Origin of the sequence: Clostridium tagluense (assembly GCF_003865095.1) — a bacterium.
GTDB lineage: Bacteria > Bacillota > Clostridia > Clostridiales > Clostridiaceae > Clostridium_AD > Clostridium_AD tagluense.
On sequence record NZ_BHYK01000051.1, the window covers coordinates 1 to 15,312 of the forward strand.

The following is a 15,312-nucleotide window of genomic DNA, read 5'->3' on the forward strand; positions in this document are numbered from 1 at the left end:
CATAGTCAAAATTAATATCTGTTTTTTCTGCAAGTTCTTTCTGTGCCTTGGTTATTATTCTATTTTTAAAATTATTATAAATATTATATGCTTTCTCTTTAGATCCTACCATGTTTTTAAGTTCTTCTATTTCAATTTCGATACATTTTCTATATGCATTACTCTTTAAAATTTCATACAGCCTTATTGAATATTTACTCTTTAAACTCAAAACATTATCAAGCTTATAACTTGTATAAAATTCTTTTAATCCTAACATATAAGGCTTTAATTTAGGACTAAATTCAAGTTCAACCATTCCAGTTCCTTTCTCATATTCTGCACTTGATAACCATGCTAATTGAATTATTTTATTCCCTTTTTTTATTTCAAATACCTTTTGCATTAGTTCTTTTGTTATCTTAGGTATTTCAGTATATTTTGCTTTATTATCAACGCCTAAAAGTTTCATAAAATTTTTTATCTTAAATAAATAAGGCTTAAAATTATCATCTTGTGGTTGAACCATTGAAGCTAAAGTTAAAATGATTTTTTGTTCCTGTAGACTTAAATCATAATTGCAATTAATTAAATTATTACTTTTAGTTACTATATAATTCTTATCCACTTAATCACCCCATGGTACATATTAACATATGAATGTTACTACTACAATAGAAGTAGTGTAGTAGTTAGGTATGAAAATGTAGTATTAGATTTATTTTTAGGTATGGAAATGTAGTAGTTGGGTATGGAAATGTAGTATTAAATTTTTGTATCCCTTGATATGACTGGTGTAGATAGGTGTCCTAAACATGTTAAACAAAAAGATGTTAAAACATCTAAAACAACAACAATGAACATAAACATAAATAAGTTATATTTGTTGTTGTTTTGAAGGTATATTCCGAATTCTCCACAAACATTACAGCAATCTATATTGCCTATAAAAAAATAAGAATACCTAAGTCTGGTACCCTTATTTTTCAGATTTTCCTATAACGGTGGATATAGCTGCAGTTAAATCAAAAATAGATTTATTGAGATCCTCAATTTTCTTCTCAAATCGAACTAGCAGATATATCGTCACACCTATAGGGAAGCCAACTGTATTAACCAGTTTAACAAATGCATCATACATGACGCACCACCTCCCTCACCGCTATAGATAATATATATGCTTATTTCAATTGGTTTCTATAATATTTTTAATATATTTTTTAAAGCTTTATCTTTAATCTTTCTATAGTGAGCATAACTCTTATCACCATCACAGGCTATTTCCCGAAGACTATCGTAGTGTAAGTAAAACCTCGAAACAACGTCCCTCTCAACTGGATCTAATTTTTTCAAGGCCTTATAAAGCCTCTGGGCCTCATCAAAAGCTATTACTTCATCCTCTAAGGTAAATTCATACTCGCAAGAGGCACTGCTACTTGTAGGCTGCGGATTTGGAACTTCTCTATAGTGTTTTATTTCTCCCTTTAAAAGAGCTTTGAAATTAGTTCTAATAGCATGTATACAATAACCATCAAAAGTATTACTGCCAAGTTTATAAAGATTAACTGCTTTTATAACAGAAAGATATCCATGCTGCACAAGATCGTCAATTTCATAGGAAGGTATGTGGTAACTTCCAGCTAACTTAATTATCAAAAACTTATACCTTTCAATAATGTCCATCAAAGATTTTCTGTCCCCATTCTTTGCTTTTTCAACTAAACTCTCCAGTATAAACACCACCCTTTTTATTTCATATATCTATTATACATATTTTGTAACAATTGTTAAATCATTTTTTTAATCTATTTAAAGCTAAGATTAAAGAAATAATAATACATGAAAAATATCTTCTAATAAATAATACCAAATAATGTATTTACACATATTACAAATACAATAGTGGTTTGTAATATATTAGCAATCTGACACAAGCACCTTGTGTCATATAAGAAATGGCTCAAATGCTCGTGTTGTAAAAAAATGGTATTTCCCAATTTGCTCTAATCTGACATATTGACTATTTCTCAAATATTGTGTAATATGAAAACTGGGAATTCTAATTTGCGACAAGGTATGATATAAATTTACCTTGAAAACCTAATATATATGATGATATTTAACAAATTTAGATATTAATGCTTTAATTGTCAACTATTTAACAAAATGTTATGGAAAGGAAGCTGTAAAATGAAAACTGTAGAACCTATAAGGGATTTAAAAACCATAAGAATTATGAGATCCTATTTAAGAGATCAGAGTCTTCGAAATGAACTTCTATTTATTCTTGGAATAAATGTTGGACTTCGTATAAGTGATATTTTAAAATTAACATTTGATGATGTTATGAACTTCAAAAGCATGAGTGCTAAAGAATATGTAACAATAACAGAAAAGAAAACTTCAAAAACCAAAAAGTTTTACATAGGATCCATAGTAAGTAAACTAATTGAAGGCTACGCGAGCAGTTTAGTTGAAGTGCTTCCAGATATGTATGTGTTTTGTAGTAAGAAAGCAGAAAACAAACCAATATCTCGTCAGCATGCCTGGTACATATTGAATAATGCTGCGGAAATGATAGGCCTGGTTGAAAGGGATCATAAAGGAAATATAATATCCGGAGAGGTTGGGACCCATACTATGAGAAAGACCTTTGGTTACCATGCTTATACTGGAGGAACAACCATAGAGCTGTTAATGGATATATTTAATCATTCCTCTAAAACACAAACCTTAAGATATATAGGCATAACTGAGGATCAGAAAAAGGAAGTTTATATGCAGAGTAATTTAGGGTAGGGAGAGGGTTTGCAGTATTGCGAACCTAAACTTGCAGTGTGAAAAATGAAATATAAGTAATAAAAATCCTCCATATTTAATCTATGAAGGATTTTTATTAAAAGATACCATTTTTATTAGAGTATACCTTACGATATATATCGAAATCCATATTGCATTTTAAAGAATATTCTATAAAATATACCTAAACCAGGCATCATTCTAGGAAGTAAGGTGCTTATTGCATTTGAAGCTACTGCATTGTTTGCAAATTCTATCTTGCAACATTATTATTATCCCAACCTAGTAATTTTTTTTCTAAATCTACCATGTCATATGTCCTTTGTTCATAATCATTGAAACTTCCAACTTTTGTTTTACCCTTAGGAAGTGACCAATCCTCTTTTATCGCAGTTATAACAGTACCAACTACATTTTTCACATCATTCAACTGGCTCACTATATTATATTTTTCTTTTATTTTTTCAATGTCTCCCTTGGCACTACTCAATATTTTACTTGCTTCAAGATCCTTTATATTCTCATGAATTATTGCTTTTACAAGTTTTATATCATCAATGTTTTGCTGCGAATCTTCTTCAATCTTTGCTGATGCAGCTGCCATTTCATTCCTTGCCTTATTATTGGCGATGGTAAATTTAATGCTTGTAACTTTTCTACCTGTCTTTATTGGTTCATAGGCAAAATTAATATCACTAGCATTATTAATCTCCTTTTGTGCCATATCCAACACCTTTAGTTTAAATATTGCAAAATTTTTATACGTTTCTGGACAATTTAATTTATATTTTAAGTCTTCTATTTTATCTATTCTCCACCCTGTATCCTCAAATGACTTGAGCATATAATAAATTCTTTTACTATATAAACTTTTAAAATTTATAGGATATTCTATCTTATAATAAATTCTTTTTTTCATTTCCAACATCATTGTTTTTAATGTATCTCCTACTTCAAAGATTATTTTGCCCTCGTTTGGAATATATTCTAACATGCTGAACCAAACAAATTTACGTTCTCTTCCTGTAAGTTTATCTTTGATAGAAAATTTATTATGTTTCTCAAATAATTCATTGGTAGTATTTTTTAAGTCCCTGTAAACATTGGTGCTACCTAAAATATACACTTTTTTATATTTTTCAATATCTATTTCATATTTATATTTATTATCATCTTTTATGGTATTTAGTACCAAGTCAATGATATTATTTTCTTTTGATGTTAGTTCATGTCTTGCTTCAATTAAACCATTAGGTCTTATTGCTTCTAAATTTTTATTCATAAATACACCTCTTTTATAATTGCCAGTATATTCTATTACTATTACCAAGTCAAGTAATAGTAACAGTAACATTCATAAGGTAACAATTCAACATTCATGAAGTAACAATAGAATAGACCTTAAACATTCATGAGGTAACAATTCAGCATTCATGAAGTAACAATTCAAACCTGCTATCCATTGGTATGACTTGATTAGAACCACCCCTACTACTCTTTACCTTTTTGTTGTTCTTTTACTATCTCTTTACAACAAGGGAAAATATAGTTTTTGCTGTCTTTTAGAGATGAAATAATCCGTTATGAATTGGTCGTAAATAATTTATTTTGCTATCATGCTGCGTTTGCTTGCGATAAATGGCCCTCAATAAATAGGGAGTGTCTCAAAATAAATTTTATTTTGAGACACTCCCTCACAAAAACGATACTTTTTAAACGTTGATTTTGAAATGATTTGCTTTATATTTTTTTACATATATGTATTAAGATATATGATATAATACCAAAGGAGGAATTTATATTCTTAAAGTAATCGGTATAATAGTATTTATTTTAATCATAATTCAGTGCATATATTTTATTATTAAAACTAAAGAAAGTTACAATTTGTTAAGAAAATTTTTTTATCTTGAAGAAGTCGATCCTACAGATGGGCAAATAATATTTAGACGTGTTTGTGCAATCGGCCTACTTCTTTTTTCCGTAATATCTATATTTTCTATTTATTAAGTTATACAAAATTCATGCTTATTTGCAGACCTTTTAATTTTAACATAAATATTAGCATCACATTAGCATTGTATAGAGTACTAATCCTCACCTAACTAAAATCACCCTAGTGGTCGCCCTATACAACTTATCATGGACACTGTATTCTAGGAGTTCTTCAATACTTCCGAGCAATCCATGATTATATTATTCTAATCTAAACTTAACTCCGAAATAACTCTTTTATAATAAGAAATAAAATACAATTTATACACTATCAAATGTATTATTAAAAAAATAAGTGATGTAATAAGAGCATATAAAATACCTATAACTCCATATCCATATGAACTATTAGCATAATAACTATACGCAATATTTATTATCATTGCATATACAAAGGGTATAAAATAAATCATTAATATTTTTTGAGATATCATTTTTTTAATCTCTATTTCTCTTATTCCAATTCTATAAAGACTAAAATATTTCCTTTTATCATCTTTATATTCCATTTCTAATTTGAAATGAATCATTATTATGGCAGAAAAATATAAAAGAAGACAGGCATATATAACAATGAAGAATAAAAAATTAGAACCTTTTAAGGCTATATTGTATGCCTCTATTCTTGAACTTATTTTATAAAATCGAGCATCATCTTTTCCACTATTATTTTTTTTCATTAATTTGTTCCATACTTCATTCACTATCCCATTAGAATTATGCCAATTGCCGAAATTATATAAATGTAATGTTCCTTTTAAATAATAATCAATACCATTTAATGTAATCCATTTATAATCCTCTTTATTAACCAAAATTATATTCTGTGATATACAATTTATTTGACCAAATAAAGGATTAATAATCGTATCATGTTTAATAAACTCTTTTGTACCTTTATGAAAATCAATATTAATATTAGAAATATTTAAATTATAATTATGCTCGAAGCCATCATTTATGTAATATGGGTAAACATATATAAATGAATTAGATTTAATTTTATAATTTTTTTTCAAAATTTTATTTACATCATCAACGCAAAATACTGTAAATACATTATTTCTTACAAATTTTACAGTATAATTTGTGGTTATACTATTACCATTATTCCGAATAATAGACTTAATTTCATCATCTCTCAAAGGTTCAAAATTACCTTTTATTTCACCATATGCCATATGAAATGGATGGTAGGAAAAGGAATTATTAATAAGGCAAGGATGAATAACTGAACTTATCATAACAAGAAATAAAATTGTAAAAAATATCCAAGTGGTAGTGAAAAACGTTTTTTTGTTTTTAGTATAATAATATTTTATATCTGATAATAGAAAAACATTTTTTATATATCTTTTATAGTGTTTATCTTGAAAATATTCAATTAGTGCTTCCCCATTAAAAAATATTAAGACTGAACCTAATAAACAAAAAAATATACTTAGCAAACATAGGTTACTATTTCTATGATAAAAAAGAATCATTACAATAAAAGCAACAATTGTAAATACTATTCCAACACAACTAAATATAATGCTATAATGATTTCCACTTTCAGCTTTTTCAGCATATTTTATCTTATCATATACTGTACTTTTAATCATACCGTAAACATTGACAATTAATGAAATTGAAAATATTCCCAATACATACATAGTTGTTATTTTGTATGATGATAATGAAATAGCAATATTAACACTGTTAAACCCTATTACATTATGTATAAAACCCAAAAAAAATAAGGACAAAACCGTTCCTGATACTAACCCAATTATTAAAGAAACTATACACAGTATCAAATTTTCTATTAGAACGCTATTTCTAACCTCGTTTTCTGACATACCAAGTGTTAATAAAATGCCATAATCCTTTTGCCTAGCTTTTATAAAAACACTTTGTGAGTAAGGAATAAATATACCAGTAAACATTAACACTAAAAAAGTTGGAGCATAAATATTACCTGATATCATTGGATCAACAATCGAAGTATCCATAAATTGCTTATTTACTGATATTGATATAAAACTATACAAAATAGCAATGGACGATAAATTACATAAGATAAATAATCTATATTTCTTTACATCTGCTTTAAACATTTTAAATGCAATTCTACTAAATGTCATATTAAACTCTGTATGATATATTAATTTATCATACTTTTCCTTTCTAAAATAAATGACCTCTTACCTCTGTGTACACTAGTGGCTTTATTAAATCTGTATCCGCCCAAAAGCCTGCCTTGTGATTTTTAAAGAGATAGGTTCAAAAATTCTACTTTATTTCTTGTTAGATATAGAACATAATGAGTAAATAAACTTACTATGATTTGGAAGGAGACTTCCAGGACAATCACCCAGAGGTTAATTAAGGTTCTTTTTAATCAATAGAAAAAATAAATTCTTAAATTATGGACTTTTCATAGTTGGCCCCATTTTTAAATTTAATTGTATTAAACTCTTGCAGTACTTCCATTATATTATTAAGAAATTTAACTTTATCACCTTGTTTTCTAATTTCTTTAATAATCGAACCGTCTTGTAAAAACACAACTCTATCACAATAACTAGCAGAAAATGGATCATGTGTTACCATGAGTATACTTGCATTACATTCATCATGTAATAATTCAAAGTATGACAAAACTTTTTCAGCTGATTTTGAATCAATATTTCCTGTTGGCTCATCAGCAAATATTATTTTGGGATTATTTATAATAGCACGACAAATTGCTACTCTTTGCTGTTGTCCACCAGATATTTCGTATGGATACTTTTCCATTATTTCATCGATATCCAACATGTTTGCAAATTTATTAACAATATCCCCCTCCATAATTTCATATTTTTTATCTAAAATCAATGGGACCATAATATTTTCTTTTACAGTTAAACTACTAAGTAAATTGAAATCCTGAAACACCATACCAATATTGTTTCTTCTAAACACTGATAATTCATTCTTCTTCATTTTACATATGTTGTTATCCCATATATTTATTTCACCTTCATCGCACTTATCTATACCTGATGCTACATTCAATAAAGTCGTTTTTCCACTTCCTGAAGTTCCCATAATACCTAGGAACTCATTATTTTCAAGCGTTAAATTTATATTTTTTAACGCTATTGTATTAACTTTTTTAATGCTACTATATTTTTTACATACATTTTTAACTTCTAATACGTTCATCGATCTCACTCCTTTTATAACATAAATATTTACATGTTTTCTCCTTTGTGTTATTTATTAATATTGCAGCTTCGCAGAAGATGATTTAATAATAGGAAAAATAAATTATCTTTTATTATCAATGATGATTTTATTCACACTTAGAATCTTTATAGGTGGATATACCTGCGACACTACATTAAAATGTTTGCTTTAAGATTATTATTTTTTCTTAAAAAGATCCTTAATATCATGCATATCTCCAGCTTGAATATAATAATTTTCTGCATCCATTTCAGTTTTGCCATTTAACATTGCGCCTCTAGGTATAATAAATCCATCGTTAATGATTTGTACTAATTCTGTGTGCTTAATGAATCCAGGTGAATCATAAGTCCATTTTTCATTTAAAATTATATTTTCTAGATTAGCTCTATCTGTTTGCTCGGAATACAAAAGTTTATTCATTTTCATTAATGAATCACCATCAGGACTAATTCTAACCAAGATAAAATAATTATACAAAGCATGATTAGAATCCTTATTAGGTAAGTATTCTCCTTTATTGTTCCAATCCTTGGTTTCTAAAAGAAGAAGTTGCCCGAATTTTTTCGTTGATTTAACGGCAAGCTTAACACCTTTTATATCGAAATCACAAGTATCCCATGCGCCTAGTTCATATTTTTCTAAATCAGGTTTAGGAATATCTATTCCATGGGATTTAAATATTTCATATATGGAGAATTCGGAAAGCTTCCCCTGAAAGGTATTTATAAATATTTCTCCATTTTTTCTTTTATGGCTTCCTCCAGTTCTGTGATCTCTGTGTTCTCCGACTTTTCCAAAACTCATATCATATGCAAAGTCAAAAGATTCCTTTAAAGAAACTGGATTAAAACTACTGATTGCATTAAAGATTTTTTTAGTATTTATTATGTAAGTATTTAATTCTTGAGTAAGTTTATTCATATAGCACTCCCCTTTAACAATATAATACCATAAATTACTATAATAACTATGCGACGTTACGCTGCATATTTTACTTTTATATGTTATAATTAATTTTCTTAAGAACGTACGTTTTATATTGGAGAGGAGAATTTACAAATGACAAATACGAAAAAATACGCAGTTGGAAGTCTATTTGCAGGAATAGGAGGGGTTTGTTTAGGTTTTAAACAAGCTAAATACCACAATGAAGGATTCAACCTTACCTGGGCAAATGAAATAGATGAACATGCTGCTGAAACCTATAGAATAAATTTTGATCACAAGCTTATAGTTGGAGATATCGAAAAAATTATAGATCCAACTATATTAGATCGTGAAAGAGAAGAATTTGTACAAGCATTAGAAAAAGAAGATGATGAGAAAAAAAAGTTAGATTTAAGAAAATTAATAGAAAAGTGTGAAAAAGAAAAACCAGAATATGAAAAGAAAAAAGTTGAAATTTTAAAGCATAGAATAGATGTTTTAACTGGGGGCATACCTTGTCAGGCCTTCAGTATAGCTGGGTCTAGGAGAGGCTTTGAAGATCACCGTGGAAATTTATTTTGGAGTGTTATTAATTTAGTAAATCTTTTAGAACGCATTCACGGAAAGCCTAGAGTATTATTTTTAGAAAATGTAAGTAATTTAAAAAGCCATGATGGTGGTGAAACATACAGAGTAATTAAAAGTGAGCTTGAAAATGCGGGGTATATCATTAAAGAGACAATTTTAAATACTATGAATTTTTCAGATCTTCCTCAAAATAGAGAAAGAATATATATAGTTGGATTTTTGAATCAAGAAGATGCTGATGCATTTACAATGTTTGAGAATATAAATAATTATTTTAAAGCAAAAACTCCAATTCAGCGAATGGAAGATATTAAAAAAGTATTAGATCTTGATTTAACAAAAGAAAATGCTGCAGAATACTATTATACTAAAGATAAATATCCTGGATATTTTATAACCGAAGAAGAATATTTGAATATGCCTGAAGAAAAAAGAAAAGCTGTAAGGATTAATCTTGAAGAAGAGATAACAGAGGAGTGTCAATTTTATCAGGTTAGAAGAGGGATGTACGTAAGAAAGAATATGAGTAATGTATGCCCAACCCTTACTGCAAACATGGGAACTGGTGGACACAATGTGCCTTTAATTAAAGTAGCTGATGGTATTCGTAAATTAACACCAACTGAAACTTTTAAAATTCAAGGTTTCCCTATAGGAAATGGATATACTCTTCCAGAAAAATTTGGCGCAAGAAAATATCCAAAGGGCTCACTGTATAAACAGGCTGGAAATGCGGTTTCTGTGCCGGTGATTAAATTGATTGCGGAAGAGATTTTGAAGGCATTGAAATAAAGACATGGTTATTTTAGTAGGATATAATATACTTGGGTTTTGAAACGATTCACATACTATCGTTAATGTGTCAATTCTGATGCTTGATAGTAAATAAAAAACCACTTACCAATATAAAAGCATTAGACCCCTTAATAATTTAGGGATATCTATTTATATAACGAATATTAAGGGAGAAGTTTTAAGTACAGAGGTATTTTGTAATGGCAGATGAACGTAATAAATTTGTATCTTCACCCATATATATTATAAACGGAGGTGATAAAGATGCTTTTCAAATATCTATATTTTAAAGGTAAGAATAAAAATGGGACAAGTAAAAAAATGGACTTTTCAAAACACGCTATTATAAGAAATAGTAATGGGAAAATTTTTTTAAGCATTTTCACATTACTATTTATTTTTTTATTAGGCTTGATTTTACCTAAAAGTGTTAGGGCAAATAGTGAAGGGAAATATCAAAATTACTTCTATGTTAATGTTTTAAATAATGTTTTATCTGTAATTAAGTGCTCAAACAAAGATGAAAATAGCATGAAACCAGCAGTTTTATCATTTTTAGGAATAGACATTTCGAATCCTATATCAATAATAACAAAAGAAATTGCATATTTGGATAACAATAAAGGTAGTTCTGATGTAAGTGTAGCTGATGAGAACGATTGTGTAGAGAAAGTAAAATCATTTATTCTTAATCCATTTAACTTAAATGATAAGCAGGTAAGTAAATTTAAAGATAAAGTTGAATCTCCTAATGTGATTGCAGACCTCTATAATCCTAAGTTGAAACAAACTCTAAATAAAGCCGAACCACGAGTGCTTATATATCATACTCATACCTGTGAATCTTACTTTACCTCAGACAAAGAAACATTTAAAACTTACAATAGTTTAGACACAACAAGAAGTGTATGTGCTGTAGGAGACGTAATATCTCAAGAACTAGAAGAAAAATATGGAATTGCAGTCATACATGATAAAACTGTACATGATAAGGGAGATTATAATAATGCCTACAAAAAATCCGGAGTTACTTTAGATAAATATTTAAAGATATATGGAGATTTTGATTTAATTATTGATTTACATAGAGATAGTGTACCAGATAAGAATAGAGTAACCACTAAAATAAACGGAGAAAATGTTGCCCAAATTATGTTCGTAGTGGCACAACAAAACTCCAGATATTCCAAACAGAAAAAATTAATAAATTCCATGATAGGAATATCAAACAAACTATACCCAACCCTATTAAACGATCTAGAAATTACAGCTGTTAATCGTGGAATTAGATTTTATAATCAAGATAAAAGTGATAATGCAGTGCTAATTGAAGTAGGAACATATACTAATGATATTGGGGAAGTAAAAAATACTGGTAAGTACTTATCAAGAATAATTGCAGAGCAATTAAACGGGAAAAAGTGAATTCTTTTTTAGTCAGGTAATTGTTTACCGACATTTCAGAAGGAAAATCTCCTGCTTCTATAAGTTGGAGTTACATGCTACAACAAAAAGAAAACTTCAGCGGGAGGATAACAATTGAGAATTGTTATCTACTCCAGAGGTCTACAAGGGGGTAAATCTCCTGCTGAAGTCGTTAATATTACAGCACCTCAGGTGATGATTTAACGCATAAAGAGTTTCTTTTTCATCTTTGTATAAATTCTCGTACTTCCTCAATTCTCTCGAGTATAAAACTCAATACGTCAGAGTACCTATTTATTACATTTGAATCATCAGTATCTTCAGTTCGGCAAATTAGTCTAAAAGTCCAATGAAGAGCTATAACTAAATCAAATGCAATTCTTATTTCTTCTCTATTCCCTTCCCACCCTACACTGGCTAGCCCTGATAAATAGTTTTCAAGAATTGTTTCTCGTAACTCGTATGCTTTATCTATATCATAATCATAAAATACTAAGGTTTCCATAAATAAGTCTGCTATATCTTCACCTATTACTCCAATTCCAGTACAATCCCAATCAAATAGTACTACTTTTTCTATACCGTTAATGTCTTTTTCTACTACCATATTTCCGGGATTAAAATCTCTGTGGCATAGTGTTTTAGGTAATTTATTTAACACATTAATAAATATATCTCTTTCGCTCCATAGTTTTATTACTTTTTGTAAAATTTCACTATTCAATCCGCATTCTTCCGGATTGAATTCATTGCTCAATAACCACGAAATCGCAGGTGTTCCCCACATCACTACCTGTGAAGTTGCTAAAAACTCTGTGCTTAACCAAGATTGTTTAGGAAGATTGTCTCCCTGCATGTACCTTCCTTGAAGTTCTCCAAGATGGCGTGATACTAAACCATAATCATCCAAAGATAATTCATTTCCTGTTTTCCCATTAACATGCTCCATCCATAACCAGATTTCATTATTCTCATTCTTAGAAATGCTTAGACACTTAGGAACTCTAATATTAGATGATAAATTATTAAAAATATCAGATTGATACATTTTAACTTCTCTACTCCAACTCTCCGGATCTCCAAATCTAGTACGCTCTTTCAATATTTTAAGAATTACAGACCACTCAATACAACTGGATGTCTCTGAATTTAATTCACTCATAGTATTCTTTATGCAGGTTCCCTTTATTAAAAAAACATCACCTATTGTTCCTCCACTTAAAATCTCTGAGCTCCAATTAATAATTTCAATAGAGTCATCCTCTAACACTTTAACCACAATTGATTTAAGCATTTCTGAATTAATACCTTTTAATATTTCATTTTGTCCCATAAATTATCTCTCCTTCTAATCTAAAAATTTTTTAATATTGTAAATTACCTCTTCGGTTATCTGAAAGTATTCTAGCCTTAAGTTTTGCTTTTTTACTTAGATATATTTCAGTTTCTTTAATTCTGCCGCTTAATCTTTCCAGCTCCTCAGCTTGTTTTATATAGCTATAAAATCTATCATAGCTTATTCGCCCTTCCTCAAATGCAGATTTAATGGCACATCCAGGTTCTTTATCATGCTTGCAGTCCCTATATTTGCACTGAGCTATTATGCTGATAATATCATCAAAATTTTGGTTAAGGGCATTTTGTTCTCCCCAAAGCTGTAGCTCTCTTAAACCGGGTGTATCAATTAGCATACCACCGGTGGTATGCATTATAAGCTGTGAGCTACTAGTTGTGTGTCTTCCTTTGTTATTAACTTCACTTACTTCATTGGTTTTTTGCCTTTCTTCACCAATTAGGTAGTTAATTATAGTTGATTTACCAACACCTGAAGACCCAAGAAATACTACTGTTTTCCCCGGCAATAAATACTGGTTAAATACATCCATGCCAATATTTTTTAAAACACTTACCGCATGGATTTCTATTCCGAATGCAATATCACGCACTTTACTTATATATTCATCAACGCAGTTACAACAATCCATTTTATTTAGGATAATAACAGGAATTGCGCCGCTATTATAGGCAAGTGTGATATATCTTTCTATTCTTTGCAGGTTAAAGTTCTCATCAAGACCACTTACAATGAAAACAATATCTATATTTGAGGCTATAACCTGTTCCTCAGTGGATCCACCTACAATAATACCATTTTCGATTTTCCTGCCACCGGAAATTGCCAGCTTACGGACAAAAGCAGTTTTTCTTGGCAACACAGCATGTATTATCACTTGAGTGTCATTTCCCGATAGTTTTATTGCAACCCAATCTCCAACAGTAGGGAAGTTCTTTTTTACACTTGCTGTATAGAGAAATTTACCAGAAATCTTTGCATTTACAATTCCATTTTCATAGCAAATAAGATAGTTGTTTTTCTGTTGTGATATTACCCTGGCAGGGCTATATCCCTTATTTTTGTAATTATTAAAATGTGCGATAAAAAAGTCATCAAATCCTAATTTATTTAAATTCATATAATCTCCTTTATTAAATCATTATTTGCGATGCTGCAATTAACGACTTCAGAAGGAGATTTAGATTCCCACTGAAGTTTTCTATTTGTTATAGATTGTAACTCCCACTTATAGAAGTGGGAGAATTTCCTTCTGAAATGTCGTTAAAAAAGTATAGAAAAATCCCATAGAAGAATAACCTCCTATGGGATCCAATTTTGAGCATAAAAAAAACACGTAACCTGACCGTGTACTTTCTATGACAATATTAATCAAAAGTTTGGGGTTAATACATTAATCTAACAAAAGGCGTCAGCAAACAGACAAACAAAAATGATGTTTGTTTTCAACAGTTAACCGTTTGTCCTATATTCAGTTATGAGCGAGCACCTCTTGTACATGCAATGATTAACTTTTTCATAAAAACCTCTCCTTTCATAAACAGAATTATAAATTACTACATAGACAGTATACTAACTATTTTTTACAAAGTCAATTAAATTTTCCTTAGATGTACTAATATACTAACTTTGTATTAATTTAACCTTGCTATTAGATATTTTTCTGTATAGCTGCAACCAACAAATCCGACAACTCAGATATGTAATAATTTTTAAAAATGGTATTTAATTATATAATTTTTCTACTGATTAAGTCGAAACTGTAAATAATTGCAACTTAATGACAAAATAAATTTTCGTGGGGAATATTATGTATCAATATTATAAGGGTTTGATTATTAGAGAAGGAGGGTATAGGCAAAACTACCCAATCTATAACCTGAAATTATTAAGAAATTATTTACAAATTTGGAATGATAGTGTATTGTAATGATTATAGATAAGCTTGTCTATATTTTTGATTAATAGTAACTACTTCTCCACCTAATTTAGGATTATTTATATTAAGCTCTGAGAGCTCAATATAAATGCACTACTAAAAAATCAGTTTTCCTAATAAAAAAAGGGCTATTGCCCTTAGTAGATTGCCACGGAATATACGAAAAGAACTAAACCGCTAAAAACGGTGGCAGACGAGTGCTAATCATATTAATTTAATTTTTACTTAAATAAAATATAAAGAAGTATCCTATTTGATTAAGATACTTCTTTATTATAATACACACTTCCTA

General features: G+C 29.0%; 12 protein-coding genes. 3 read left to right on the forward strand and 9 right to left on the reverse strand.

Features of this window, described 5'->3' with window-relative positions:
* The 3 genes from Ctaglu_RS23060 to Ctaglu_RS23070 form a co-directional block, all read right to left on the reverse strand.
* Positions 1-607: replication initiation protein (locus Ctaglu_RS23060; protein ID WP_148097605.1), on the reverse strand; the 607-nt coding region annotated here is incomplete at its 3' end.
* Positions 608-958: 351 nt separating this feature from the next.
* Positions 959-1,120 (reverse strand): YvrJ family protein, encoded by a 162-nt coding sequence (locus Ctaglu_RS23065; RefSeq protein WP_125006177.1) that lies wholly within the window; start codon positions 1,118-1,120, stop codon positions 959-961.
* Positions 1,121-1,176: 56 nt separating this feature from the next.
* Positions 1,177-1,662, reverse strand: a complete 486-nt coding sequence (locus Ctaglu_RS23070; RefSeq protein ID WP_233439928.1) for a sigma-70 family RNA polymerase sigma factor — start codon at positions 1,660-1,662, stop codon at positions 1,177-1,179.
* 507 nt (positions 1,663-2,169) lie between these two features.
* Between Ctaglu_RS23070 and Ctaglu_RS23075 the strand changes: the two genes are divergently transcribed.
* A complete protein-coding gene (locus Ctaglu_RS23075) occupies positions 2,170-2,778 on the forward strand; it encodes a tyrosine-type recombinase/integrase (protein WP_125006179.1) in 609 nt (202 codons plus the stop codon).
* Positions 2,779-3,031: 253 nt separating this feature from the next.
* On the opposite strand, the gene Ctaglu_RS23080 is transcribed toward Ctaglu_RS23075, so the two are convergent.
* From Ctaglu_RS23080 to Ctaglu_RS23100, 4 genes are all read right to left on the reverse strand, one after another.
* Positions 3,032-4,060 carry a replication initiation protein gene (locus Ctaglu_RS23080; protein WP_125006181.1) on the reverse strand — a complete coding sequence of 343 codons (1,029 nt, stop codon included), beginning with the start codon at positions 4,058-4,060 and terminating at the stop codon, positions 3,032-3,034.
* A gap of 919 nt (positions 4,061-4,979) precedes the next feature.
* On the reverse strand, positions 4,980-6,899 hold the full coding sequence (locus tag Ctaglu_RS26080) for an FtsX-like permease family protein (protein ID WP_233439927.1): 1,920 nt from the start codon (positions 6,897-6,899) through the stop codon (positions 4,980-4,982).
* Positions 6,900-7,176: 277 nt separating this feature from the next.
* Positions 7,177-7,965, reverse strand: coding sequence for an ABC transporter ATP-binding protein (locus tag Ctaglu_RS23090; protein WP_125006183.1), 789 nt, complete (start codon positions 7,963-7,965; stop codon positions 7,177-7,179).
* Positions 7,966-8,166: 201 nt separating this feature from the next.
* The gene (locus tag Ctaglu_RS23100; protein WP_125006185.1) at positions 8,167-8,913 is read right to left on the reverse strand and encodes a hypothetical protein; all 747 of its coding nucleotides are present in this window, start codon (positions 8,911-8,913) and stop codon (positions 8,167-8,169) included.
* Positions 8,914-9,051: 138 nt separating this feature from the next.
* On the opposite strand from Ctaglu_RS23100, the gene Ctaglu_RS23105 reads away from it, so the two are divergent.
* A complete protein-coding gene (locus Ctaglu_RS23105) occupies positions 9,052-10,299 on the forward strand; it encodes a DNA cytosine methyltransferase (protein WP_125006187.1) in 1,248 nt (415 codons plus the stop codon).
* Between the two features lie 267 nt (positions 10,300-10,566).
* The gene (locus tag Ctaglu_RS23110; protein ID WP_125006189.1) at positions 10,567-11,727 is read left to right on the forward strand and encodes a stage II sporulation protein P; all 1,161 of its coding nucleotides are present in this window, start codon (positions 10,567-10,569) and stop codon (positions 11,725-11,727) included.
* Between the two features lie 223 nt (positions 11,728-11,950).
* Here Ctaglu_RS23110 and Ctaglu_RS23115 read toward each other — a convergent pair whose 3' ends face one another.
* Positions 11,951-13,060 carry an aminoglycoside phosphotransferase family protein gene (locus tag Ctaglu_RS23115; RefSeq protein ID WP_125006191.1) on the reverse strand — a complete coding sequence of 370 codons (1,110 nt, stop codon included), beginning with the start codon at positions 13,058-13,060 and terminating at the stop codon, positions 11,951-11,953.
* 31 nt (positions 13,061-13,091) lie between these two features.
* Positions 13,092-14,201 carry a ribosome small subunit-dependent GTPase A gene (rsgA, locus tag Ctaglu_RS23120; protein ID WP_125006193.1) on the reverse strand — a complete coding sequence of 370 codons (1,110 nt, stop codon included), beginning with the start codon at positions 14,199-14,201 and terminating at the stop codon, positions 13,092-13,094.
* Between the last annotated feature and the right edge of the window lie 1,111 nt (positions 14,202-15,312).

What these genes read in the sequence shown, in the direction of transcription:
- Ctaglu_RS23065 (WP_125006177.1), bottom strand. Translation starts at nt 1,120, where the DNA reads ATGTATGATGCATTTGTTAAACTGGTTAATACAGTTGGCTTCCCTATA.
- Ctaglu_RS23070 (WP_233439928.1), bottom strand. Translation starts at nt 1,662, where the DNA reads ATGGACATTATTGAAAGGTATAAGTTTTTGATAATTAAGTTAGCTGGA.
- Ctaglu_RS23075 (WP_125006179.1), top strand. Translation starts at nt 2,170, where the DNA reads ATGAAAACTGTAGAACCTATAAGGGATTTAAAAACCATAAGAATTATG.
- Ctaglu_RS23080 (WP_125006181.1), bottom strand. Translation starts at nt 4,060, where the DNA reads ATGAATAAAAATTTAGAAGCAATAAGACCTAATGGTTTAATTGAAGCA.
- Ctaglu_RS26080 (WP_233439927.1), bottom strand. Translation starts at nt 6,899, where the DNA reads ATGACATTTAGTAGAATTGCATTTAAAATGTTTAAAGCAGATGTAAAG.
- Ctaglu_RS23090 (WP_125006183.1), bottom strand. Translation starts at nt 7,965, where the DNA reads ATGAACGTATTAGAAGTTAAAAATGTATGTAAAAAATATAGTAGCATT.
- Ctaglu_RS23100 (WP_125006185.1), bottom strand. Translation starts at nt 8,913, where the DNA reads ATGAATAAACTTACTCAAGAATTAAATACTTACATAATAAATACTAAA.
- Ctaglu_RS23105 (WP_125006187.1), top strand. Translation starts at nt 9,052, where the DNA reads ATGACAAATACGAAAAAATACGCAGTTGGAAGTCTATTTGCAGGAATA.
- Ctaglu_RS23110 (WP_125006189.1), top strand. Translation starts at nt 10,567, where the DNA reads ATGCTTTTCAAATATCTATATTTTAAAGGTAAGAATAAAAATGGGACA.
- Ctaglu_RS23115 (WP_125006191.1), bottom strand. Translation starts at nt 13,060, where the DNA reads ATGGGACAAAATGAAATATTAAAAGGTATTAATTCAGAAATGCTTAAA.
- rsgA (WP_125006193.1), bottom strand. Translation starts at nt 14,201, where the DNA reads ATGAATTTAAATAAATTAGGATTTGATGACTTTTTTATCGCACATTTT.